The 22283-nt window shown below is 68.3% G+C and carries 20 protein-coding genes, 2 tRNA genes and 1 riboswitch; of the genes, 11 read left to right on the forward strand and 11 right to left on the reverse strand.

All coding sequences use genetic code 11. The features are described from left to right. Nucleotides 1–26: 26 nt before the first annotated feature. Nucleotides 27–644: a molybdenum cofactor guanylyltransferase MobA gene (gene mobA, locus CXB49_RS14285; RefSeq protein WP_101709030.1), complete on the forward strand. Its 618-nt coding sequence runs from the start codon at nucleotides 27–29 to the stop codon at nucleotides 642–644. Here mobA and glp read toward each other — a convergent pair. Next, complete coding sequence (gene glp / locus CXB49_RS14290; RefSeq protein ID WP_101709031.1) at nucleotides 617–1822, reverse strand: gephyrin-like molybdotransferase Glp; 1206 nt, start codon at nucleotides 1820–1822, stop codon at nucleotides 617–619. The two genes, mobA and glp, sit on opposite strands and share 28 nt — an antisense overlap. Nucleotides 1823–1836: 14 nt before the next feature. Then, nucleotides 1837–2646 carry a formate dehydrogenase accessory sulfurtransferase FdhD gene (gene fdhD / locus CXB49_RS14295; protein ID WP_101709032.1) on the reverse strand — a complete coding sequence of 270 codons (810 nt, stop codon included), beginning with the start codon at nucleotides 2644–2646 and terminating at the stop codon, nucleotides 1837–1839. A 99-nt stretch (nucleotides 2647–2745) separates the two neighbouring features. On the opposite strand from fdhD, the gene CXB49_RS14300 reads away from it, so the two are divergent. Together CXB49_RS14300 and CXB49_RS14305 are read left to right on the forward strand one after the other, a co-directional pair. Further along, nucleotides 2746–3024, forward strand: coding sequence for a transcriptional regulator (locus CXB49_RS14300; protein ID WP_101709033.1), 279 nt, complete (start codon nucleotides 2746–2748; stop codon nucleotides 3022–3024). 173 nt (nucleotides 3025–3197) lie between these two features. Continuing rightward, complete coding sequence (locus CXB49_RS14305; RefSeq protein WP_101709034.1) at nucleotides 3198–5495, forward strand: FdhF/YdeP family oxidoreductase; 2298 nt, start codon at nucleotides 3198–3200, stop codon at nucleotides 5493–5495. A 60-nt stretch (nucleotides 5496–5555) separates the two neighbouring features. Here the strand turns inward: CXB49_RS14305 and CXB49_RS14310 are convergent, their stop codons facing one another. From CXB49_RS14310 to CXB49_RS14330, 5 genes are all read right to left on the reverse strand, one after another. Then, entirely contained in the window at nucleotides 5556–8033 is a 2478-nt protein-coding gene (locus CXB49_RS14310; RefSeq protein WP_101709035.1) for an EAL domain-containing protein, read from the reverse strand. 204 nt (nucleotides 8034–8237) lie between these two features. Beyond that, nucleotides 8238–9770 carry a DHA2 family efflux MFS transporter permease subunit gene (locus tag CXB49_RS14315; protein WP_101709036.1) on the reverse strand — a complete coding sequence of 511 codons (1533 nt, stop codon included), beginning with the start codon at nucleotides 9768–9770 and terminating at the stop codon, nucleotides 8238–8240. Then, a complete protein-coding gene (locus tag CXB49_RS14320; RefSeq protein ID WP_101709037.1) occupies nucleotides 9767–10219 on the reverse strand; it encodes a MarR family winged helix-turn-helix transcriptional regulator in 453 nt (150 codons plus the stop codon). The genes CXB49_RS14315 and CXB49_RS14320 overlap by 4 nt, the downstream gene beginning before the upstream one ends. A gap of 149 nt (nucleotides 10220–10368) precedes the next feature. Continuing rightward, entirely contained in the window at nucleotides 10369–11103 is a 735-nt protein-coding gene (locus CXB49_RS14325; RefSeq protein ID WP_101710719.1) for a CbtA family protein, read from the reverse strand. A 13-nt stretch (nucleotides 11104–11116) separates the two neighbouring features. After that, nucleotides 11117–11329 (reverse strand): CbtB-domain containing protein, encoded by a 213-nt coding sequence (locus CXB49_RS14330; RefSeq protein ID WP_101709038.1) that lies wholly within the window; start codon nucleotides 11327–11329, stop codon nucleotides 11117–11119. Between the two features lie 108 nt (nucleotides 11330–11437). Beyond that, nucleotides 11438–11513, reverse strand: a riboswitch (cobalamin riboswitch). Nucleotides 11514–11596: 83 nt separating this feature from the next. Between CXB49_RS14330 and CXB49_RS14335 the strand changes: the two genes are divergently transcribed. The 7 genes from CXB49_RS14335 to CXB49_RS14365 all read left to right on the forward strand — a co-directional run bounded on the left by CXB49_RS14335 (nucleotide 11597) and on the right by CXB49_RS14365 (nucleotide 18028). Then, nucleotides 11597–12184, forward strand: a complete 588-nt coding sequence (locus CXB49_RS14335; RefSeq protein WP_101709039.1) for a histidine phosphatase family protein — start codon at nucleotides 11597–11599, stop codon at nucleotides 12182–12184. Nucleotides 12185–12388: 204 nt separating this feature from the next. Beyond that, a complete protein-coding gene (locus CXB49_RS14340; protein ID WP_101709040.1) occupies nucleotides 12389–12592 on the forward strand; it encodes a cold-shock protein in 204 nt (67 codons plus the stop codon). 453 nt (nucleotides 12593–13045) lie between these two features. Further along, nucleotides 13046–13504, forward strand: a complete 459-nt coding sequence (locus CXB49_RS14345; RefSeq protein WP_101709041.1) for a MarR family winged helix-turn-helix transcriptional regulator — start codon at nucleotides 13046–13048, stop codon at nucleotides 13502–13504. Nucleotides 13505–13508: 4 nt separating this feature from the next. Continuing rightward, nucleotides 13509–15539, forward strand: coding sequence for an FUSC family protein (locus tag CXB49_RS14350; RefSeq protein WP_199406695.1), 2031 nt, complete (start codon nucleotides 13509–13511; stop codon nucleotides 15537–15539). Further along, complete coding sequence (locus CXB49_RS14355; RefSeq protein WP_101709042.1) at nucleotides 15536–15736, forward strand: DUF1656 domain-containing protein; 201 nt, start codon at nucleotides 15536–15538, stop codon at nucleotides 15734–15736. The genes CXB49_RS14350 and CXB49_RS14355 overlap by 4 nt, the downstream gene beginning before the upstream one ends. Nucleotides 15737–15740: 4 nt before the next feature. After that, complete coding sequence (locus CXB49_RS14360; RefSeq protein ID WP_101709043.1) at nucleotides 15741–16616, forward strand: efflux RND transporter periplasmic adaptor subunit; 876 nt, start codon at nucleotides 15741–15743, stop codon at nucleotides 16614–16616. Beyond that, nucleotides 16613–18028, forward strand: coding sequence for an efflux transporter outer membrane subunit (locus CXB49_RS14365; protein ID WP_101709044.1), 1416 nt, complete (start codon nucleotides 16613–16615; stop codon nucleotides 18026–18028). The genes CXB49_RS14360 and CXB49_RS14365 overlap by 4 nt, the downstream gene beginning before the upstream one ends. Before the next feature lie 163 nt (nucleotides 18029–18191). Here CXB49_RS14365 and CXB49_RS14370 read toward each other — a convergent pair whose 3' ends face one another. The 4 genes from CXB49_RS14370 to CXB49_RS14385 all read right to left on the reverse strand — a co-directional run bounded on the left by CXB49_RS14370 (nucleotide 18192) and on the right by CXB49_RS14385 (nucleotide 20609). Beyond that, complete coding sequence (locus CXB49_RS14370; RefSeq protein WP_158300871.1) at nucleotides 18192–19070, reverse strand: hypothetical protein; 879 nt, start codon at nucleotides 19068–19070, stop codon at nucleotides 18192–18194. A 132-nt stretch (nucleotides 19071–19202) separates the two neighbouring features. Beyond that, a tRNA-Ser gene (locus CXB49_RS14375) sits at nucleotides 19203–19293 on the reverse strand. Between the two features lie 52 nt (nucleotides 19294–19345). Further along, nucleotides 19346–19436 (reverse strand) — tRNA-Ser (locus CXB49_RS14380). Nucleotides 19437–19484: 48 nt separating this feature from the next. After that, nucleotides 19485–20609 carry a GNAT family N-acetyltransferase gene (locus tag CXB49_RS14385; protein ID WP_101709046.1) on the reverse strand — a complete coding sequence of 375 codons (1125 nt, stop codon included), beginning with the start codon at nucleotides 20607–20609 and terminating at the stop codon, nucleotides 19485–19487. A 73-nt stretch (nucleotides 20610–20682) separates the two neighbouring features. Between CXB49_RS14385 and CXB49_RS14390 the strand changes: the two genes are divergently transcribed. Then, nucleotides 20683–22275, forward strand: a complete 1593-nt coding sequence (locus CXB49_RS14390) for an NAD+ synthase (RefSeq protein WP_101709047.1) — start codon at nucleotides 20683–20685, stop codon at nucleotides 22273–22275. Nucleotides 22276–22283: the final 8 nt, after the last annotated feature.

The raw sequence follows: 22283 nt of genomic DNA on the forward strand, positions 1-22283 counted from the left end.
CATTTACCGCCCGCAAGGAAAGCGCCATGTCCCCATCTCCCCTCCCCGACGCCGTCACCGCCCTGCTGCTGGCCGGCGGCCAGGGCGCGCGCATGGGCGGCGTCGACAAGGGCTGGGTCGCGCTGGCCGGCGCGCCGCTGGCCGAGCGGGTGGCGGCGCGGCTGCGGCCGCAAGCCGACGCGCTGCTGATCAGCGCCAACCGCAACCGGGAACGCTACGCGGCGCTGGGACAGGTGGTGGAAGACGCGGCGGAATTCGCCGGCTGCGGACCGCTGGCCGGGCTGGAAGCCGGCCTGGCCGCCTGCCGGACGCGGTGGCTGCTGAGCGTGCCCTGCGACCTGCCCTTCCTGCCGACGGACCTGGCCGAGCGCCTGCTGCGGCCGCTGCGGGCCGGCGACGCCGCGCTGGCGGTGGCCTGCTGCGCCGGACAGACGCAGCCGGTGTGCATGGCGCTGTCGGTCGCGCTATTGCCGTCGCTGCGCGACTATCTGCGCGCCGGCGGCCGCCGCGTGCGCGAATGGCAGCGGGCCGGCGGCGCGCTGCAAGTGGCGTTCGACGATGTCCCCGACGCCTTCCGCAACATCAACGGACCGGAGGAGCTGGCGGCGGCGGAACGCTACGCCAGCCAGCGGGCGAAGTCGTAATAGTCGACGGCGTCGCCGTCGCAGACCTCGCTGCCGGCCGGCAGGCGGGCCAGGCCGGAGGCCCAGGGCAGCGAGGAGATCATCGCCGCGCCCTGGCTGGCGAACGGAACCAGCGCGGCGCCGGCGCCGTCCCGCTCCAGCCGCACGCGCAGAAAGTCCTCGCGGCCGATGTCGCGCCGCGCCGCGCCCGATTGCAGCGCCACCCGCGCCACCGGCGGCATCGTCTCCGCCCGGCCCTGCATCCGGCGGATCAGCGGCGTCGCCAGCAAGGCGAACACCACGAAGGCCGACACCGGGTTGCCGGGCAGGCACAGCACCGGCGTCCGGGCCAGCCTGGCCAGCGCCACCGGCTTGCCCGGCTTCATCCTGACCCGCCACATGTCCAGCTCGGCGCCCAGCGCCGCCAGCGCCGGCTTGACCAGGTCGCGCTCGCCGACCGAGGCGCCGCCGACGCTGAACACCAGGTCGCAGCCCGCGCCCAGTTCGGCGAAATCGCGCCGCAGCGCCGCCTCGTCGTCCGGCGCGTGGCGGCAATCGGCCACCTCGACGCCGATGCCGGCCAATAAGGCCGCCAGCATCGCCGCATTGCTGTTGTAGATCTGCCTGGGCCCCAGCGGCGCGCCGACCGGCGCCAGCTCATCGCCGTTGGTCAGGATGCCGGCGCGCAACCGGCGCGACACCGGCACGCCGGCCATGCCCTGGGCGGCCAGCATCGCGATGTGCGCCGGCCCCAGCAAGGCACCGGCCGACAGCAGCGGCCGCCCGGCGGCGACATCCTCGCCGCGGCGGCGGACATGCTGGCCCGGCCGAGGCTCGCGGCCGATATGGACCCGCCCGTCGCGCTCTTCGGCATCCTCCTGCATCGCCACCGCGTCGGCGCCGTCCGGCAGCTGGCTGCCGGTGAACAGCCGGATCGCCGCGCCCGGCGGCAGCGGCGGCGGCGCCTCGCCGGCGAAACAGCGGCCGGCCAGGACCAGGCCTGCGCCGGCGCGCCAGTCGGCCTGCCGCAAGGCGTAGCCGTCCATCGCGCTATTGTCGGACGGCGGCAGGTCCAGCGCCGCCGTCACGTCCTCGGCCAATACCCGGCCCAGCGCGGCGGCCAACGACACCGTCTCCCGCTCCGCCACCGGCTCGGCATAGGCGGCCAGCAGCCGCTGCGCATCGTCGAAACTCAACATATCCCCTCCAATCTCTATCTATCCGCCGTGTACTCGACGAAGCCGTCCTGGCGGCAGAAGCTGGCCAGCGTCAGGCCGGCCTGCCGCGCGATGTCCACCGCCAGCGCCGTCGGCGCCGAAATGGTGGCCAGCAGCGGAATGCCCATCCGAGCCGCCTTGCGCGCCAGCTCGTAGCTGGCGCGGCTGGACAGGAAGACGAAGCCGCCGGCGAAATCGGCGCCGTCCAGCGCCAGCCGGCCTATCAGCTTGTCCAGCGCGTTATGGCGGCCGACATCCTCGAACACCGCCAGCACCGCGCCGTCCGGCGCGCACCAGGCCGCCGCGTGCGCGCCGCCGGTGGCCTGCGTCAGCGCCTGATGCCGCGGCAGCTCGCCGGCCGCGCGCGCGATCGCCGCCGCGTCGACGGGCCGGGCCGGCGACGCCATCCGCTCCGGCCGCAAATCGAGCAAGTCCAGGCTTTCCAGGCCGCAGACGCCGCAGCCGCTGCGTCCGGCCAGGCTGCGCCGGCGGTCCTTCAGCGCCAGAAAGGCCGGCTCGGCGATCCGCAGCCTGACCTCGGCGCCGCCGCAGACGAACTCGGCCTCGACGTCGAAAATCTCGGCGCGCCGCGCGACGATGCCCTCGGTCAGAGCAAAGCCGACCGCCAACGGCTCCAGATCGCGCGGCGTCGCCATCATCACCGCATGCGAAATGCCGTTGAACACCAGCGCCACCGGCGTCTCCTCGGCCACCCGGTCACGGCCGGCGCCGCTCGCGCCGGCGCGATGGCGCACCACATCCAGTTCGACAAAGCCCGGGCGTTCGCCGCCGTCGCCGTCCCGCATCATTTCTCTCCGCAAAAAAACGGCCCCGCGAAACCGCGACGTTCCCGCCGCGACGCAATCCGCTTAAACTGGCGCACCGACGCCGCCCCTGAATCGACGATGCCAGAATCCTCCGCTCCCGAAGCCGACCAGCTCGACCCCGCCATCGCCGCGCTGCTCGCGCAATTGTGGCGCGCGGCCCAGGACGGCCGGCCGTGGTCGCTGCCCCGGCTGTGCAAGCAGTCCGGCCTGCGGATGAGCACGCTGCGGCGCTGCCTGACGCTGCTGGCCGAGCTGGAGCTGGCCGATATGGAATTGGACGAGAGCGGCCGCGGCCGCGCCTGGCTCAGCGCCGAAGGCCTGGCCTTGTGCCGCGGCCTGTTCGCGCCCGAAAGCTGACATTATCGCCCCCGGCCCGGCCGCCGCGCCAGCCGGCGCGATAAACTTGCCACGAAAACGGCGGCTTGATTTACCATTTCAGGTTCGGCGCCGTGAGCCGCCGGCCTCCACCGGCCCCGGCCTTCCCCCACGCCGCCGCGACCTCCCCAACCCGCCGCCCGGAGCCGCTCCCCATGGACCACTCAAAGACCAAGCCTCGCATCGAACCCTATACGCCGCCCGCCGGCGGCCTGGGATCGCTGAAAAGCACCACGCTGACGCTGGTCCGGGAAAAAGTGCCGGGCAGCCGCTACAAGACGCTGTTCCACCAGAACCAGCCAGACGGCTTCGACTGCCCCGGCTGCGCCTGGCCCGACCGCGAGCACACGTCCACCTTCGAATTCTGCGAGAACGGCGTCAAGGCCGTCGCCGCCGAGGCCACCGCCAAGCGCGTCGGCGCCGACTTCTTCGCCCGCCATACCGTGACCGAGCTGATGGCGCAGTCGGACCACGAGCTGGAGCAGCACGGCCGGCTGACCGAGCCTATGGCCTACGACGCCGCCAGCGACCACTATCTGCCGATAGGCTGGGACCAGGCCTTCGCGCGGATCGCCGAACATCTGCGGGCGCTGTCCGACCCGGACCGGGCCGCCTTCTACGTTTCCGGCCGCACCAGCAACGAAACCGCCTTCCTGTTCCAGCTGTTCGTCCGCATGTACGGCACCAACAACTTCCCGGACTGTTCGAATCTGTGCCACGAATCGTCCAGCCGCGCGCTGCCGCAGACGGTGGGCGTCGGCAAGGCCACCGTCATCCTCGACGATTTCGAACACGCCGACACCATCATGGTCTTCGGCCAGAATCCGGCCACCAACCATCCGCGGATGCTGAACGAGCTGCGCGAGTGCGCCAGGCGCGGCGCCGCCATCGTCTCGATCAACCCGCTGAAGGAGCGCGGGCTGGAACGCTTTTCCAGCCCGCAGCACCCGATGGACCTGGTCGGCGGCGGCGTCGCCATCAGCTCCTTGTTCATCCGGCCGACGCTGGGCGGCGACTTCGCGCTGATCAAGGGCGTGGCCAAGCGGGTGCTGGAGCTGGACGACGCGGCCGTCGCCGCCGGCGGCGAGCGGGTGCTGGACGCGGCCTTCCTGGCCGAGCACTGCAGCGGCTTCGACGCCTTCGCCGCCGATCTCAGGGCCGAGAGCTGGCCGGATCTGGTCGCCGCCTCCGGCGTGCCGTTCGAGGACATCGAGGCGCTGAGCCGGGTCTATGTGAACGGCAAGGCTGTGATCGCCACCTGGGGCATGGGCCTGACCCAGCACCGCGATTCGGTGGCGGCGATACAGATGCTGTCCAATCTGATGATGATGCGCGGCAATATCGGCCGTCGCGGCGCCGGTCTGTGTCCGGTGCGCGGCCACTCCAATGTGCAGGGCGACCGCACGATGGGCATAGAAGACAAGCCGGCCCAGGCCTTCCTGGACCGGCTGCGCGACGTCTACGGCTTCGAGCCGCCGCGCGAGCACGGCCTGGACGCGGTGGACACCATCAAGGCGATGCGGGACGGCCGGGTCCAGGTCTTCGTCGGCCTGGGCGGCAACTTCGCGATGGCGACGCCGGACACGCCGCACACCTTCGAGGCGCTGCGAAACTGCGCGCTGACGGTGCAGATATCGACCAAGCTGAACCGCAGCCACCTGGTACACGGCCGCGACGCGCTGATCCTGCCGACGCTGGGCCGCACCGAGATCGACCTGCAGAAGACCGGCCCGCAAGGCGTGACGGTCGAGGACTCGATGTGCATGGTGCACCTGTCCTACGGCATCAATCCGCCGGCGGCCGGCCAATTGCGCGCCGAAACCGACATCGTCGCGCGGATGGCGCACGCCGCGCTCGGCAGCGACAAGGTCGACTGGCTGTCCTATGTCGACGACTATTCGAGGATACGCGACGACATCGCCAAGGTGCTGGACGCCTTCCACGACTTCAACGCCCGCGTCGCCAAACCCGGCGGCTTCCACCTGACCCCGGCCTCGCGCGAGCGGCGCTGGCTGACCGCCAGCGGCAAGGCGCAGTTCGTCGTCAACGCGCTGGAGAAGGACACGCCGATCGCCCGCGCCCGCGCGCTGCACGGCGACAGGCTGATGGTGTTGATGACGGCGCGCTCGCACGATCAGTACAACACCACGATCTACGCGCTGGACGACCGCTACCGCGGCGTCTACGGCCAGCGCCGGGTGCTGTTCATCCATCGCGACGACCTGGCGCTGCTGGGCTTCGCCGCCGGCGAGCGGGTAGACATCTTCACCGTCTGGCACGACGGCGTCGAGCGCCGCGCCGACGGCTTCCTGCTGGTGGAATACGACATCCCGCGCGGCTGCCTGGGCGCCTATTTCCCGGAAACCAATCCGCTGATCCCGCTGGACAGCGTCGCCGACGTCTCCAACACGCCGACCTTCAAATCGGTGCCGGTGCTGCTCAAAAGATCGTGAGCCCCGGAGCCCGGCGCCCTCGGGATGCCTGGCCCCGTCGCACAGGTCTTGAACAGGCGGTCAGCCCCAGGGACGGTCTATCCGCCGCTCGCGCAGCACAGGTTCTATCTGCGCCAGCGGCAGGGGCCGGCTGTACAGATAGCCCTGCATGATGCTGCACCCCATGTTCACCAGCGCCGCCTCCTGCTCCGGCGTTTCCACGCCTTCGGCCACCAGCCGCAGCCCCAGCCCCTCGGCCATATTGATGATGGCGGCGACGATGGCGAAATTGCTGCGGTTGTCCAGCATGTCGTGGACGAAGCTCTGGTCTATCTTCAACACGTCGATCGGAAACTGCTTCAGATAGGCCAGGCTGGAATAGCCGGTGCCGAAATCGTCTATCGAGATCAGCACGCCCAGGGCTTTCAGCTCGGACAGCACCCGCATCGTCTGCTCGATGTTCTGCGCCAGCACGCCCTCGGTGATCTCCAGTTCCAGCCATTGCGGGTCCAGCCCGGTTTCGGCGAGGATGCTCCGAACGGCGTCGCTGAAGTCGTCTTCGGTGATCTGCACCGCCGACACATTGACGGCGATGCGCAGCGGCCGGCCGGCGTCGTGCCAGGACTTGGCGTCGAGGCAGGCCTGGCGCAGGACGAAGCGTCCCAGCGGCAGGATCAGCCCGGTCTCCTCCGCCAGCGGGATGAAATCGACCGGCGACACGATCTGCTCGCCCTCGTTGCGCCAGCGCATAAGCGCCTCCACGCCGACGACGGTGCCGTCCAGCGCGTCCACCTTGGGCTGGTAGTAGACCAGAAAGCCCCCCTGCTCGGCGCCCATGCGGATGTGGCGCTCCAGCGCCTGCCGCGTCAACAGCGCCTCCTCGATCTCGGCCGAGAAGAAACGGTAGCGGTTGCGCCCCTCGGCCTTCGCGCGGTACATCGCCGCGTCGGCGTGGCGGTACAACTCCTCTTGATCGGCGCTGTCGTCCGGGTACAGGCTGACGCCTATGCTGACCGACAGATCGAAGCGCTGCTCGCCGATCCGGTACGGCTCCGACACCGCCTTCAGCATCCGGCTGGCGAAGGAGCCCAGCTGCTCGATGCTGACCGGGTCCGGCACCAGGATGATGAATTCGTCGCCGCCCTGGCGGCTGATGGTGTCGCCGCGACGCGCCATGCCCTGCAGGCGGCGGGCCACCTGCTGCAACAGCTGGTCGCCGACGGAATGGCCCAAGGAGTCGTTGATCACCTTGAAATGATCGATGTCGAGAATGAACAGGCCCAGCCGCTCGCCGTTCTCTTCGGCCTGCTGCAAGGCCTGCCCGCTGCGGTCCTGCAGCAGCATGCGGTTGGGCAGATTGGTCAGCGCGTCGTGCTGGGCCAGATGCATCATCTTCAGCGCCAGCGCGCGGGCCTCGCTGACGTCGTGGAACACGATGATGGCGCCGGTCAGCCTGCCGGCGTGGTCGACGATGGGCGCCGCCGAATCCTCGATCTCCACCAGGCCGCCGTCGCGCCGCTGCAGCGCGCAGTCCAGCGACATGCCCACCGTGCGCTGCTCGCTCAAGACCAGACGCACCGGATTGCCGACAGGCTGGCCGGACTCGCTCGCCCTCAGCGGCATCACATGTTCGATGGGCTGGCCCAACGCCTCTTCGGCCAGCCAGCCGGTCATCTGCTCGGCGATGGGATTGACGAAGGTCACGCGGCCGTGCGCATTGGTGGCGATCACCGCGTCGCCTATCGAGTTGAGCGTGATCCGTATGCGCTCCTTCTCGTCGTACAGCGCCATCTCGGCGCGCTTGCGATCGGTGACGTCGGTGATCAGCATCAGGCAGCCGGGCCGGCCGTCGTCCTGCGCCCGATGCACCAATTCCACCTGGCCGTGCAGCAAGGGGCCGCCGCGCCGCTGCAGCTGCAAGTCGAACGACGGATGCTCGCCATCCAGCGCGCGCTGCAGATGGGCCGCCATCGCCTGGAAATTGGCCTCGCCCAGCGCCTTGTGCAGCGGCATGCCGCGCATGGCGGCCGCGTCCACGCCGAACCAGTCGCCGGCGTCGTCGTTGCAGAATTCGTTGCACAGCTCGGCGTCCCAGCAGGCGACGAAGGCCGGCAGATGCCGCAGCACCTCGGCCAGATCCCGCTGCGCGCGCGCCAGCTGCCGGGTCTTGCGCTGCAACGCCAGATGGGTTTGGATGCGCACGCGCGCCACCGGCACGTTCAGCGGCTTGTGCAGGAAGTCGACGCCGCCCATGCTCAGCGCCTGCAGCTCGTGCACCTCCTGATCGTGCGAGGTGACGAAGATCACCGGAATGTCCTGGAGCTGCGGCGTGGTCTTGATCGCCCGGCACACTTCATAGCCGTTCATGCCCGGCATTTCGATATCGAGCAGAATCACGTCCGGCACGGCGCGCAGCGCCATCTCCAGCGCCGCCTGGCCGCTGGTGGCGAAGCGCACCTCTCCCAGATCCTGCACCGCCTCGCGTATCACATGGATATTGCTGGCCATGTCGTCGACGATGAGGATGCGAGCCTGCTCCTGTGGCGAATCATTCAACATCAGGCTTCCTTGGCCGTGACCGGACCCCCGCGCGTTCGCGCCGGCGGTCTGGTGTTTACCGATGGCTATTGTTTAAGGGATAGCCCTCCGCCGGGACGGCGACAAGGAAGCATGATTCGAAACGGGTAAAGAGATCAACGGACTAATGGTAATTACTTAGAGCCTGTCCACGGTCTTTTTCCGAGCAGCGCAGCCCAGCCAGGCTCAGTGGGCGCTGTCGGCCGCCGCGGTCACGGGGGCGCCGGTGGCCGGCCGCCGGATCAATAGCAGCAAGGGCAGCACCGCCAGCGACAGCCACATCATGATCTTGAAATCGTCGATATAGGCCAGCAGCGCCGCCTGCCGCGTCAGCTCCAGATTCAGCAGCGCCCTGCCCTGGTCGCTGAACGGGTTCATCGCCGCCGGCAGGCTCTGCAACAGCGGGTTGCCCAGCGCCACGTGCTCGCCCAGCGCCGCGTGCGCGCGTATCGTGCCCTCGGTCAGCATCATCTGCACCAGCGAGATGCCGACGCTGCTGCCGATATTGCGCATCAGGCTGTAGATAGGCGTGCCCTCGTTGCGCAGCCCCGGCGCCAGCGTGGCGAAGGTCACCATGCTCAGCGGCACGAAGGTGAAGCCGAGGCCGGCGCCCTGGATGAAGCCGGACACCACGATGGTGGAACTGTCCATGTCCGGCATGATGCCGGCCATCTGGTACAAGGACAGCGCCGTCAGCAGGAAGCCGCCGGCCATGATCAGCCGCGGATCGATCTTGTGCACCAGCCGGCCCACCAGCATCATCGCCAGCATGGTGCCGACGCCGCGCGGCGCCATCACCGCGCCGGTGTACACCACCGGATAGCCCAGCAGGCTTTGCAGCAGCGTCGGCAGCAAGGCCATCGTCGCGTACAGAATCATCCCGACCACGAAGATGAACAAGGTGCCGGTGACGAAATTCCGGTCCGTCAGCAGGCCGCGCTTCAGAAAGGAGCGTCCTTCCGGCGCCGACCAGGTGTGGATGACGAAATAGACGAAGGCCATCACGCAGACCACCGCCTCGGCGCAGATCTCGGCCGAGCTGAACCAGTCAAGCTGCTCGCCGCGGTCCAGAAACAGCTGCAGGGCGCCGATCGCCACGCACAGCGTGCCCAGGCCGAACAGGTCCAGCCGGCCGTTGTCGGCCTTGCTCTCCGGCAGGTAGCGGGCGATGCCGTAGAAAGCCAATACGCCGACCGGCAGATTGATGTAGAACACCCAGCGCCAGCTGGCGTTGTCGGTCAGCCAGCCGCCCAACAGCGGCCCCAGTATCGGCCCGACCATGATGCCGGCGCCCCAGATCGCCATCGCCTGGCCGACTTTTTCCTTGGTGTTGATGTCCAGCAGCACCGCCTGCGACAGCGGCACCAGCGCGGCGCCGAACACCCCCTGCAACAGCCGGGCCGCGACAATCTGCCACAGCGAGTCCGCCAGGCCGCACAGCGCCGAGGCCACGGTGAAACCGACCACCGACACCAGGAAGACCTTGCGCCGCCCCCACTGCCCGCACAGCCAGCCGGTCAGCAGCGTGGCGATGGCGGCGGCGACGATGTAGGAGGTCAGCACCCAGCTGATCTGATCCTGCGAACTTTGCAGGCTGCCCTGCATATGCGGCAGGGCCACATTGGCGATGGTGGTGTCCAAGGCCTGCATGATGGTTGCCAACATGATGGAAACGGTTATCATGCCGCGATGTGGCTGCTCGGCGACGACGGCGTTCATTTCGACAGCAGGCCGCCCAGATTCGCGTGCACCTTGCGCAGCAGGACCTGCAACTGCTCGGCTTCGGCGTCGTCCAGGCCTTGCTGCGCCTGGCGCTGCAATTCGTCGCCCAGCGCCATCGCCGACTTCAGCGCGTCGTAGGCCGGCGGCAGCAGCTCTATCTTGTTGACGCGGCGGTCGTTGGGACAAGCCACCCGCCGCAGCCAGCCGGCGGCCTGCATCCGGTCGCATAGGGTGGCCACGCCCATCGGCGTCAGATCCAGCCGATCGGCCAGTTCGACCTGCGACAGGCTGCTGTCGCCGTCATGCGCCGCCAGCGCGCCCAGCAGCCGGCATTGCGCCAGCGACAGGCCCAGCTGTTGCCTTGCGCGTTGATCGAAAACGCGGCCGTACAGGCGGCCGGCGTCGCTGACCAGGAAGCCGAAGCGTTCGGTGAGTTTCAGTTTCATGATGTCCGAAATAGTAAACTGATTTACTATTTATACCGCAAGCGTCCGCGGCGCGCCAGTCCGGCGCAGTAACATCACAGCCGCCGCGCGGCCGGCCGGAAAAAAACAACCCCGCCGCGGCGGGGTCGTCTATCAGCGAGGCGCTCGCCTCAAGCGACGCGGAACGCGCCGCGGCCATCCTCCAGCAGGCGCTCCACCAAGCCGCCGAACAGCACGCCCAGCCCGGTCCACAGCACCGCCTGAATGCCGAACGAAGCCACGCGGAAACGCCACAGCAGCACCGCCGGCAGCCGTTCCGGCACCTCGTTGATTTCCGGCAGCAGCCATTGCGCCAGCAACACCAGAATCAGAAACGCCACGCCGGCGGCGAGGGCGGCGTTCCAGGCGCCCAGCCGCGCGGCCAGCTTGCGGGCCAGCAGCAGCGCCAGCACCAGGGCGGCCAGCGACAGCCCCAGCATCGCGAAGAACATCGCGGTGCGCCAGCCTATGGTGCCCGGATCGCCGACCGACGGCGGATTGGGCGGATATTTCAGGAAGGGCACCAGGGCGAAGGCGACGAAGCCGAACAAGGCCATCAACGCCGAGACCGCGCGGGCGCGCAGCGCGCCGACGCGGCCGTAGGCGAAGGCGAACACCAGCGCGAACAAGCCGCCGACCGCCGTGCCGAAGGCGCCGACGCCGACGAACAGCCCGATGCCGGACTGCACCTCGCGGCTGACCAGCTCCGGCGTCTCGTCGTGATGTCCGCTGGCCTTCTCCATCTGCTCCTCGAAGGCGATCGCGCGGTCGACCTGGGGCTCGCCGACCACCTTGGCGAAACCGAATGCCAGCAGGCTGGCCAGAAAACCCGCGATCATGCCGCGGATCAGCAAACTTCTCACCATGACCATCCCCCCGTCAGTGGCAGGGGAAGCCGAGCAGATGCCGGCCGTCGTGGACGAATTCGTGCACATACATGCTGTTGAAGACGGCCATGGCCCCCTCCTCTACGCCGACGAAATAAATCGCCAGCAGCATCAGCAGGCTGCCGAAAACCGCCCACGGCAGCAGTTCGCGGATGGGAATGGATGCCGGCTCCAGCGCCGGCGCGATGGTGGGGCTTGCGTGCATGATCGATCTCCTTGAGGATGACGCGTCCGAATAGGAATAACGGCCCGCGCGCGATCTTTCAGGTGGAGTTGAGGATCGCGGGCGGCCGCCAAGGACTTTCGCTGCGAAGGTCTGACTCGTCGCCCGCATCATCATCGGGCGGACACACAGTGGCGCGACCGCGCTGGATTCCCACCAGCTTCCCCGCATCGAGGTTCTGTGCATTCTAGAGCGGCGCGCGGCCATGTCAAACAAATCGACGAAACGATCGCAAACCAAGGTACCGACATGAGTACACGCCTGATTCTGCTGTGCCAGCCCGCCACCGCCGCGCTGCGCGCCGGCCGCTTTCCGGCCGACGAAGCGCCGGACCCGGAACAGCAGCCCGTCATCGCCGAACTGGCCGCCGTCCTGGAACAGCCCGAGCGGGTGTTGTGCGGCCCGGCGCGCTGTGCCCGGCGCACCGCCGAGTGGCTGCGATGGCCGGCCGACGACGACGCCGCGCTGCGGGAAGTCGACTACGGCCGCTGGAGCGGACAGGCGCTGAAACGGATCGCCGACGACGAGCCGTCCGCGCTCGCCGCGTGGCTGTCCGATCCGGAATGGAACGGCCACGGCGGCGAATCGCTGAGCGCGGCGGCGGGGCGCGTCGGCGACTGGCTGGAACAGTATCGCTCCGATGCCCGGCTGACGCTGGCCATCGCGCCGCCCAGCGCGATCAAGGCGGCGATCCTGCACGTGCTGCGGGCGCCGGTCGCCGCCTGCTGGCAGCTCGACATCGCGCAGCTGACGCTGACGACGCTGTCGCGCCACCAGGGCAAGTGGCGGCTGCAGGCCAGCGGCGCGCCGGCGCATGCCGCCGGCCGGGCCGGCTGAGCAAAAACGCAACGGCGGCCCGTTTGCAGCAAAATGCCGAAAAAACATGCCAATGGCACTCCGGCTGCTAATATCGCCCTGCTAAACCGTAATCACTGTCCTATCGGTCAGCCAATATCGACCCGGTAAGGTTTGTGCTCCGCGTCAACACTGAATATTATTCAGCCAGGGCACCCGCCCGCAACTAGATAGGATAGAAACGCAATGGCAACCGGTACCGTGAAGTGGTTCAACGATGCAAAAGGTTTTGGCTTTATCACTCCGGATGAAGGCGGTGAGGATTTGTTCGCGCACTTCTCCGCAATCAACTCCAGCGGTTTCAAATCGCTGAAGGACGGCCAGCGGGTAAGCTTTGACGTGGTCACTGGCCCCAAGGGCAAACAGGCCTCCAATATTTTGCCCCAGTAACACCCAAAGGCAGTGAAAAAACCGGCACTTGCCGGTTTTTTGTTTTTCGGCCCGGGCCTCAGATAATAACGGCGCCGAAATGACCATCCCTCGCTCGATTCAAGTCATCGCCGCGCCGGGCATAAGCGCCTGTTCCAAGTCTTTTTGCGGCAGCGGCCGTTTTCTGCCGAATGCCGGGCGGCCAAAACGACCCGCCGCCATGTCGTTCGCGCTCAGGGACGTTTGACAAAGCCACCCGCCGGCAGAAGGCCGCCCATCCGCAGGCTCAAAACCCGGAAAAACAGCGCCGCCGCCCGATCCCGCCGGCGGCCAGCTCCCTCCCGCCATCGCGCCCTCCGCCATTCGGAGCGGCCGCGGCGCTTGCCATTAAATTAGTTAGTTTGCTAAGCAATTAAATCAGGTCTACAATCCGTCCATTCCCACTCTCCAGCCGGCGTCGCCGGCCAAGCAAGCATGGAAGACATCGATCAATTGCGCCTGAGGCTGACCAGCAGCCTGCGCCCGCTGGGCGTGCTGTGGCGGCATATCGCGCAGGAAGTATTGCAGCAACACGGCGTCTCGGTATCCGGCGGCGCGGCCCTGCTGTTCATCCACCGCCTCGGCGAAGGCGCCAGCCACCGCCGGCTGGCCGAGGAGCTCGGCATGGAAGCGGCCTCGCTGGTGCGCATCGTCGACAAGCTGAGCCAGGACGGGCTGGTACGGCGCGAACAGAGCGAGCAGGACCGCCGCGTCAAGACCTTGTGGCTCACCGACGCCGGCCGGACGCAGACCGCCCTGCTGGAAACCGAGTTGGTGACGCTGCGCGCGCGGGTGCTGGCGCCGCTGAGCCGCTCGGACCTGGAAGCCGCGCTGCGGGTGTTCCAGACGCTGGAAGCCGCGGCGCAGGCCCAGCCGGCCCCGCTGCAGGACTGACGCCATGTTGTCGACACCCACCCGACAAGACTGGCTGTTCTCCATCCGCACCTTCGCCGCCGCGATGCTGGCGCTGTACATCGCGCTGGCGCTGGATCTGCCCCGCCCCAGCTGGGCGATGGGCACGGTCTACATCGTCTCCCACCCGTTGATAGGCGCCACCCGCTCCAAGGCCGTCTACCGCGTGTTCGGCACCCTGCTCGGCGCCGCGGCCGCGGTCGCCGCCGTGCCGCCGCTGGCGCACGCGCCGGCGCTGCTGAGCCTGGCGGTGGCGCTGTGGACCGGCGCGCTGCTGTATTTATCGATGCTGGACCCGACGCCGCGCCACTATCTGTTCCTGTTGCCGGCCTACACGATGCCGCTGATCGCGCTGCCGGCGGTGTTCGCGCCGCAGGGCGTGTTCGACATCGCGCTGGCGCGCAGCGAGGAGATCATTCTCGGCATCGTCTGCGCCAGCCTGGTCGCCGCGCTGGCCTGGCCGACGCGGGTGGCCGCGGCGCTGGGACCCCGGATGGACGACTGGCTGCGCGACGCCGCCGCCTGGGCCGCCGAATCGCTGGCGCCCGCAGCCGCCGCCCAGACCGCGTCCAACCGTCACAAGCTGGCCTCCGACCTGCGCGCCTTCGACCAGCTGATCACCCACCTGTCCTACGACGCCGCCCGCCACGACGCCGACGCCGCGGCGCGCGAGTTGCGGGCGCGGATGAGCATGCTGCCGCCGTTGCTGTCGTCGCTGGCCGACCTGAGGGCCGCGCTGCGCCGCCAGCCGGCCGGCCTGCCGCCGGGACTGGAAGTGCTGATGGCCGACATCGCCGAATGGCAGGCGACGCCGCTGGACGCCCCCTGGTTCCCCGAACGCGGCCGTCAGCTGCTGCTGCGGCTGGAGCAGGCCCAGCCGGCCGGCGACTGGGCCAGCCTGCTGGAAGGCACGCTGCGGGCCCGGCTGCGCTCGCTGGTCAGGCTGTGGCAGGACTGCCTGTCGCTACGCCAGCTGGTGATGCGCAAGCAGCCGCTGCGCGGCTGGAAGCCGGCCTACACCCGCTGGGAGGTCGCCGGCCGCTCCCGCCACCACGACTTCGGCCTGACGCTGTTCACCGCCGGCAGCGTCGCGCTAGGCGTGTTTCTCGGCTGCCTGGGCTGGATAGGCTCCGGCTGGACCGATGGCGGCAACGCTGTGATCCTGGGCACCATCGCCTGCTGCCTGTTCGCCTCGCTGGACGAGCCGGCGCCGCAGATGCGCACGCTGTTCGTCGTCAACCTGGTCTGCACGCTGCTGGCCGGCGTCCTGCTGTTCGCGGTGCTGCCGGCGGTGCACGAGTTCGAGATGCTGGCGCTGTGCCTGGCCGCGCCCTTCCTGCTCGGCGGCCTGCTGTTCGGCCAGTCGCGCTTCGGCATGGCCGCCATGCTGCTGGTGGTGTTCACGTCCAATCTGATCGGCCTGCAGCAAACCTATAGCGCCGACTTCGAATCCTTCCTGAACAGCAATCTGGCCGGCGCCGCCGGCATCCTGCTGGCGCTGCTGTGGACGCTGACCACCCGGCCGTTCGGCAAGGAGCTGGCGCTGCGCCGGCTGACGCGCGCCAACTGGAACGATCTGGCGCGCAACGCCGCCGGCCGCCAGCTCGGCGACTACGCGCGGCTGACCGCGCGGATGCTGGATCGGCTGGCGCTGCTGGCGCCGCGGCTGGCCGCCGCCGGACAACCCGGCGACCCGTTCCGCGAATTACGGGTCGGTTTCAGCGCGCTCGATCTGCAGCGCGACGAACACCGCCTGCAGGGCGAGGCTCGGCAGACGGTCGACGCGGCGCTGCAGGCGGTCAGCGGCCACTACCGGGCCTGCGCCGCCGCCGGCGCCAGCCAGGCCGCCTCCGCCCCGTTGCTGGACGCGCTGGACGCCGCCATAGCCGGCACCGCCCGCGCCGCCGGCCAGGCGGCGCAGGAGGCCCGCCACGCGCTGGTCGAGTTGCGGGTGGCCTTGTTTCCCGACGCCGACGGCCGCGCGCCGGCGGCGACAAACGAAGGAGCGCAATCATGATAGGCGAGATCGATTTCTACGGCGTCTACATCCCCAGCCTGCTGCTGCTGATGCTGATCGCCTTCGCCGTCTTCGGCGCATTGCGCCACGCGCTGGCCCGGCTGGGCCTTTATCGGGTGGTCTGGCACCGCTCGCTGTTCAATTTCGCGCTTTACGTGATCGTGCTCGGATGCACGATCGCGCTGACTCACAGGTAAGACCATGAACACGCTTATTCGCAAAGCCGGGCCGGTCGCGCTGACCCTGACCCTGGTAGTCGTCGCCGCGCTGGTGGCGCGCCACATCTGGGACTATTACACCAACGCGCCGTGGACCCGCGACGGCCATATCGGCGCCGACGTCGTCCAGGTGGCGCCGGACGTGTCCGGCCTGATCACCGAGGTCAAGGTCGGCGACAACCAGCTGGTGAAGAAGGGCCAGCTGCTGTTCGTCGTCGACCGCGCCCATTTCACGCTGGCCCTGCGCCAGGCCGAAGCCGCCGCCGCCGCGCAGCGCGCCACGCTGGAACAGGCCCGGCGCGAGGCCGCCCGCAACCACGCGCTGACCGACCTGGTGGCACGCGAGGCGCAGGAGGAAGGCGACGCCAAGGTCAGGCTGGCCGAGGCCTCGCTGGCCGCGGCCGAGGCCGCCGTCGGCATCGCCCGGCTCAATCTGGAGCGCACCGCGGTCACCAGCCCGGTGGACGGCTATCTGAACGACCGCACACCGCGCGCCGGCGACTATGCCGCCGCCGGGCGGCCGGTGCTGTCGGTGGTGGACGCGCGCTCCTTCCATGTCGACGGCTATTTCGAGGAAACCAAGCTCGGCAGCCTGGCGCCGAACGAGCCGGTGGACATCCAGATCATGGGCGATTCGCGCACGCTGCGCGGCCACGTGCAGAGCATCGCCGCCGGCATCGAGAACCGCGACCGCAGCAACGGCGCCTCGCTGCTGCCCAACGTCAATCCCACTTTCAACTGGGTGCGGCTGGCGCAGCGCATCCCGGTGCGCATCTCGCTGGACGAGGTCCCGGCCGATTTCCGGCTGATCGCCGGCCGCACCGCGACGGTGTCGGTACGGCCGGGGAAGCACTCGTGAGCCGCCTCCCGCTGACGGCGCTGGCGCTGGCCGGCGCGCTGGCCGGCTGCGCGGCGGTCGGACCGGACTACAACCTGCCCGGACAATCGGCGCTGAACCGTCCCGCCGCCGCCGCGCCGTTCCAGTCCGCCGCCGGCGCCGCGGTATCGGCCGAAGCGCTGCCGGCCGGCTGGTGGCGGCTGTACCGCGACGACAGGCTGAACGGCCTGGTCGAGCAGGCGCTGGCCGCCAATGCCGGCATACGCGTCGCCGCCGCCAATCTGCGCAAGGCGCTGGCCGTCGAAACCGGCGTCGACGCCGAGCGCGGCCCGCACGCGGCGGTGTCCGCCGCCGCGCAGCGCTCGCAGGAGTCGGGCGAGGCCTTCCTGCTGGAACAGAAGCTGCCGGTGGTCAATGCCGGCGACGTCGGCCTCCGCATCGGCTATCAGATCGACCTGTTCGGCAAATTGCAGCGCGCCGAGGAGGCGGCGCGCGCCGGCGCCGAAGCCAGCGCGGCGGCGGCCGACCTGGCGCGGGTGACGGTGGCGGCCGAAACGGTGCGCGCCTATGTGCAGGGCTGCTCCGCCGGCCATCAGCTGGCGGTGGCGCGGCACGAACTGGAATTGCAGAACCGCGGCGTCGACGTCGCGCGCCGGCTGCTGGCCGCCGGACGCGGCCGTTCCACCGACCTGACGCGCGCCCAGGCCCAGGCCGACGCGCTGCGCGCCAATCTGCCGCGCTTCCTGGCCGAGCAGGACGCCGCCCGCTTCCGGCTGGCGGCGCTGCTGGGCAAGGCGCCGGCGGAACTGCCGGCGACCGCGGTCGCCTGCGCGACCGAGCCGACGCTGGCGCAGCCGCTGCCGGTCGGCGACGGCGCGGCGCTGCTGAAGCGGCGCCCCGACGTGCGCGAGGCCGAGCGCCGGCTGGCCGCCGCCACCGCGCGCATCGGCGTCGCCACCGCCGAGCTCTACCCCAGCGTCACGCTGGGCGCGTCGGCCGGCTACACCGGCCTGCTGGAGCACGTAGGCGAAGCCCGCGCCGAGCACTGGGGCCTGGGACCGCTGATCAGCTGGAGCATACCGGACAGCGGCGCTCGCGCCCGGGTCAAGGCCACGCGCGCCGACGCCGACGCCGAGCTGGCGCGTTTCGACGGCGTGGTGTTGAACGCGCTGCGCGAGACCGAGACCGCGCTGAGCCTCTACGCCAACGATCTGCAACGCAACGCCGACCTGCGCGCGGCGCGCGACAAGGCCCGCTCGGCCGCCGGCGACAACCGCCGGCTGTACGCGGCCGGCCGCGCGCCGTATCTGTCCAGCCTGGACGCCGACCGGGTCCAGGCCGGCAGCGAGGCGGCGCTGGCGGCGTCGGACGCCCAGCTGGCGCAGGACAGGGTCAATCTGTTCCTGGCGCTCGGAGGCGGCTGGGAACGCTGAGGGCTACGCACGAACTACGCGCAAAGTAGCCTCCCGCCTAGGGACAGCATGCCGCTATGGCGGCAAGTCAGGCGCTACCAACCATCCAATAAAACAGCCCCGCGAGTTTAAGCTCACGGGGCTGCTGAACCAATTAAGATGGAACTTGCCTGCCTATCCGATCTTAGTTTTGCAGTCGAGGCTCCGGCCCATTCCCGAAGGCATAGCTGTCCTTTTGCTGGAAAACCACCAGATTGTAGATACCACCCCATAGCGATCTCAGCACCATATGGCCTTGCGCATTGCTTTCCACATCACCTGCCATACCGATACCGAGGATGGGCGACTGCACCCATGCAACATCCCGCTTGGCCTGCGGACCAGAGCTGAAATCCCTCCCCAGCTCGACAAACAACTCACGATAGCCTTCCCGCACATTGTCGCGCAGAGTCTGCATCAAGACCGCATCGTCGCGATGCAAGACATCCATCGGCAATGCATCCTTCAATGCAAGTACATACTCCCCAGTCCAGGGCTTGGACTGCCCCTCGGAAACAAAGCTGGACTGGGCTCTCAGATGCAGCAACACCCGGATACCAGCCTTCTCGTCGCCAATCCAGTACACCATGTACGGCTTCAGCGCAACCTGGTGCGAACCCGCTCCAACATTCAGCTGCTTCACCTGAGGCCCGATGGCTTCGATCGCCTCCTGCCGCGCATCCAATTGATACAAGGATGACATTTTTCCGGACTCACCCATTTCTCGAGTCAGGCGATCAATATTCATCGAATTGGCCAAAACACCCAGTGGCCCCAGCAACAATCCTACAGCCAGACTGCCACCGGACGTTTGTTGCAGGAAAATGGAATGACCGGGCACCTCATACAAACGAGGATTCACGTCCTGCTTCTGCGGCCGCTCGACGCTGAATGCCACCTCCTGCGAAGCGATTGGAGCCGGCAAACGGGCAACTGGAATGCCTTGGAGGCTACCACAACCGGTCAAACTGGCCATGGCTGCAATACATAGAATTAAATACAACCGTATCAAATCGGTCTCCATTCATCATCGGAATTTGAACAACAACCCAGCAGGCATCTTGTTGTAGATACTGGGCCTGTGCCATAAACGACTCGCCAGGTTAGCCTTATCAAAAACAAAAGCCCCCTGAATAATCAGGGGGCTTTTGCGATTTGGCGGAGAGGGGGGGATTCGAACCCCCGTTAGGCTATTAACCTAAACACGCTTTCCAGGCGTGCGACTTAAACCACTCATCCACCTCTCCGGAGGTGTCTTGCTAAATTGTCGGAACCGCCAGGCGATTCCGTAATAAATTCTGGCGGAGAGGGGGGGATTCGAACCCCCGTTAGGCTATTAACCTAAACACGCTTTCCAGGCGTGCGACTTAAACCACTCATCCACCTCTCCAGACTCCGCGACTGGTTTCAGCCACAGAGGCTGCGCAGTATATAAGTCCTACTCATCCTGCGCAAGTGTTTTGTAAGCGGAATGCGAAAACAGCTGATCCACATAATCGCTGACGCCGGCCCTCTCCCGCTGAAGCCAGCCGGCGATGGCGTCGCGGAAGCGGGCGTCGGCGATATAGTGGGCGGAAACCGTGCGCTCCGGCTCGAAACCGCGCGCCAGCTTGTGCTCGCCCTGGGCCCCGCCCTCGAAGCTGCGCAGGCGATGCGCGATCGCGTATTCCAGCCCCTGGTAGTAGCACAGCTCGAAATGCAGGCAGGACACCTCTTCCAGCGCGCCCCAGTAGCGGCCGTACAGCGTGTCGCCGTCCGTCACGCACAGGCTGGCGGCGATGTCGCGCCCGCCCGCGCTGGCGACGAACATCACGCAATGCCCGGCCAGCCTGTCGCCGATCAGCCGGAAGAAATCCAGATTCAGATACGGCGCGGAACGGTGTTCCAGATAGGTCTGCCGATAGCAGCGGTCGAACAGCCGCCAATCGTCGTCGCCGATTTCGGCGCCGGCCAGCGTCCGCACCGTCACGCCGGCCTCCGCCACCCGGCGGCGCTCCTGCCGTATCTTCTTGCGCTTGTCGCGGCTCAACGTGGCCAGGAAATCGTCGAAACCGGCATAAGCCCGGTTGCGCCAATGAAACTGCGTCCCGTCGCGCAGCAGCCAGCCGGCGTCGGCCAGGCGACGCGCCTCGTCCGCGGTCGGAAACAGCACATGGGCCGACGACAGGCCGTTGTCGTCCACCAGCTGCCTCAGGCCGGCGATCAGCGGCGTCTGGCCGTCCGCCGCGCCCAGCAGCCGGTGGCCGGTCACCGGCGTGAACGGCGAGGCCACCACTAGCTTGGGGTAATACTGCAGCCCGGCGCGGGCATAGGCCTCGGACCAGGCCCAGTCGAACACATACTCGCCGCGGTTGTGCTGTTTCAAATAGGCCGGCGCCAGCGCCTCGACCCGGCCGTCGCGTTCCAGCGCCAGCGGCAGCGGCTGCCAGCCGGTGGCGCCGCCGACGCAGCCGGCCTCCTCCAGCGCCGCCAGCCACTCGCGGCCGACGAACACGCCGCCGTCGCCGGCCGGCCAGGCCGACGGCGGCACGGCGGCCACCCCGTCATACAGTTGCAGACGCAATGCTTTTCCTTTCTGACTCGCCACGATCTTCAGGTAAAATCGGACGATCAAGAATCATCGGTGTCTCCTCAAGATGCGTATCGCTCTCGCGCAGTTCAACCCCGTCGTCGGCGATATCGCCGGCAATGCCCAGAAAATCGTCGCGCTCGCCAACGAGGCCATGGCCCTGGGCGCCGACATCCTGCTGACGCCGGAACTGGCGCTGACCGGCTACAGCCCGGAAGACCTGCTGCTGCGCGAAAGCTTCTACCGCGAAGTGGCGCGCGGCCTGGACCTGATCGAGCAACTGGACGGCATCACCGTCATCGTCGGCCACCCGGCCAGGATAGGCAACGAGCGCTTCAACGCCGCCACCGTGCTGCGCGACGGCAACCGGCTGGGCCAGTATCACAAGATGCTGCTGCCCAATTATGAAGTGTTCGACGAGTGCCGCTACTTCACGCCGGGCGCCGCGCCGCTGGTGTTCGAACAGAACGGCGTCAAGGTCGGCGTGCTGATCTGCGAGGATGCCTGGCAGCTGGAGCCGGCGGCCGAGGCCGCCGACGCCGGCGCCGAGCTGCTGCTGAGCCTGAACGCCTCGCCGTTCCACCGCGACAAGATCGAGACCCGCCACCAGACGATGCGCTACCGCGTCGAGGAGACCGGCCTGCCGCTGGCCTACGCCAACCTCACCGGCGGCCAGGACGAGCTGGTCTTCGACGGCGGCTCCTTCGCGCTGGACAGGAACGGCGCCGTGGCGGCCCAGGCCGCCGCCTACGACGACGAGCTGCTGCTGGTCGATTTCGCCGACGGCGACTTCCGGCCCGGCAGCCGGGCCACGCTGCCCGGCGCGCTGGAAAGCGTCTACCGCACGCTGGTCGTCGGCGTCCGCGACTACATCGGCAAGAACGGTTTCCCCGGCGCGCTGCTGGGCCTGTCCGGCGGCATAGACTCGGCGCTGACGCTGGCGGTGGCGGTGGACGCGCTGGGCGCCGACAAGGTGCACGCGGTGATGATGCCGTCGCGCTACACCGCCGACATCTCGGTGACCGACAGCCGCGACATGATAGACCGCCTCGGCGTCCAGTACGACGAGATCGAGATCTGGAGCATGTACGAGAGCTTCATGGCCGCGCTAGCGCCGTCGTTCCAGGGCCTGGAAGCGGACACCACCGAGGAGAACCTGCAGGCCCGCATCCGCGGCACGCTGTTGATGGCGCTGTCGAACAAGGGCGGCAAGCTGGTGCTGACCACCGGCAACAAGTCCGAGATGACCACCGGCTACTGCACGCTGTACGGCGACATGGCCGGCGGCTTCGCCGTGCTGAAGGACGTGGCCAAGACGCTGGTGTTCGAACTGTGCCGCTGGCGCAACACCGTGTCCGACGTGATCCCGGAGCGCATCATCACCCGCCCGCCGTCGGCCGAGCTGCGGCCGGATCAGCAGGATCAGGACAGCCTGCCGCCGTACGAGGTGCTGGACGCCATCATGACGCGCTATGTCGAGGACAATCAATCGGCCGCCGACATCGTCGCCGCCGGCTACGCCGAGGCCGACGTCAATCGGGTGGTGCGGCTGTTGAAGATCAACGAATACAAGCGCCGCCAGGCGCCGGTCGGCCCGCGCGTCACCCAGCGCGGCTTCGGCAAGGACTGGCGCTACCCGATCACCAATCGCTTCAGCTGAGCCCGGCG

Origin of the sequence: Chromobacterium sp. ATCC 53434 (assembly GCF_002848345.1) — a bacterium.
Classification (GTDB): Bacteria; Pseudomonadota; Gammaproteobacteria; order Burkholderiales; family Chromobacteriaceae; genus Chromobacterium.

Excerpts from the sequence above, each read along its gene's own strand:
- mobA (WP_101709030.1), top strand. The coding sequence starts at position 27 with ATGTCCCCATCTCCCCTCCCCGACGCCGTCACCGCCCTGCTGCTGGCC.
- glp (WP_101709031.1), bottom strand. The coding sequence starts at position 1,822 with ATGTTGAGTTTCGACGATGCGCAGCGGCTGCTGGCCGCCTATGCCGAG.
- fdhD (WP_101709032.1), bottom strand. The coding sequence starts at position 2,646 with ATGCGGGACGGCGACGGCGGCGAACGCCCGGGCTTTGTCGAACTGGAT.
- CXB49_RS14300 (WP_101709033.1), top strand. The coding sequence starts at position 2,746 with ATGCCAGAATCCTCCGCTCCCGAAGCCGACCAGCTCGACCCCGCCATC.
- CXB49_RS14305 (WP_101709034.1), top strand. The coding sequence starts at position 3,198 with ATGGACCACTCAAAGACCAAGCCTCGCATCGAACCCTATACGCCGCCC.
- CXB49_RS14310 (WP_101709035.1), bottom strand. The coding sequence starts at position 8,033 with ATGTTGAATGATTCGCCACAGGAGCAGGCTCGCATCCTCATCGTCGAC.
- CXB49_RS14315 (WP_101709036.1), bottom strand. The coding sequence starts at position 9,770 with ATGAACGCCGTCGTCGCCGAGCAGCCACATCGCGGCATGATAACCGTT.
- CXB49_RS14320 (WP_101709037.1), bottom strand. The coding sequence starts at position 10,219 with ATGAAACTGAAACTCACCGAACGCTTCGGCTTCCTGGTCAGCGACGCC.
- CXB49_RS14325 (WP_101710719.1), bottom strand. The coding sequence starts at position 11,103 with ATGGTGAGAAGTTTGCTGATCCGCGGCATGATCGCGGGTTTTCTGGCC.
- CXB49_RS14330 (WP_101709038.1), bottom strand. The coding sequence starts at position 11,329 with ATGCACGCAAGCCCCACCATCGCGCCGGCGCTGGAGCCGGCATCCATT.
- CXB49_RS14335 (WP_101709039.1), top strand. The coding sequence starts at position 11,597 with ATGAGTACACGCCTGATTCTGCTGTGCCAGCCCGCCACCGCCGCGCTG.
- CXB49_RS14340 (WP_101709040.1), top strand. The coding sequence starts at position 12,389 with ATGGCAACCGGTACCGTGAAGTGGTTCAACGATGCAAAAGGTTTTGGC.
- CXB49_RS14345 (WP_101709041.1), top strand. The coding sequence starts at position 13,046 with ATGGAAGACATCGATCAATTGCGCCTGAGGCTGACCAGCAGCCTGCGC.
- CXB49_RS14350 (WP_199406695.1), top strand. The coding sequence starts at position 13,509 with ATGTTGTCGACACCCACCCGACAAGACTGGCTGTTCTCCATCCGCACC.
- CXB49_RS14355 (WP_101709042.1), top strand. The coding sequence starts at position 15,536 with ATGATAGGCGAGATCGATTTCTACGGCGTCTACATCCCCAGCCTGCTG.
- CXB49_RS14360 (WP_101709043.1), top strand. The coding sequence starts at position 15,741 with ATGAACACGCTTATTCGCAAAGCCGGGCCGGTCGCGCTGACCCTGACC.
- CXB49_RS14370 (WP_158300871.1), bottom strand. The coding sequence starts at position 19,070 with ATGGAGACCGATTTGATACGGTTGTATTTAATTCTATGTATTGCAGCC.
- CXB49_RS14390 (WP_101709047.1), top strand. The coding sequence starts at position 20,683 with ATGCGTATCGCTCTCGCGCAGTTCAACCCCGTCGTCGGCGATATCGCC.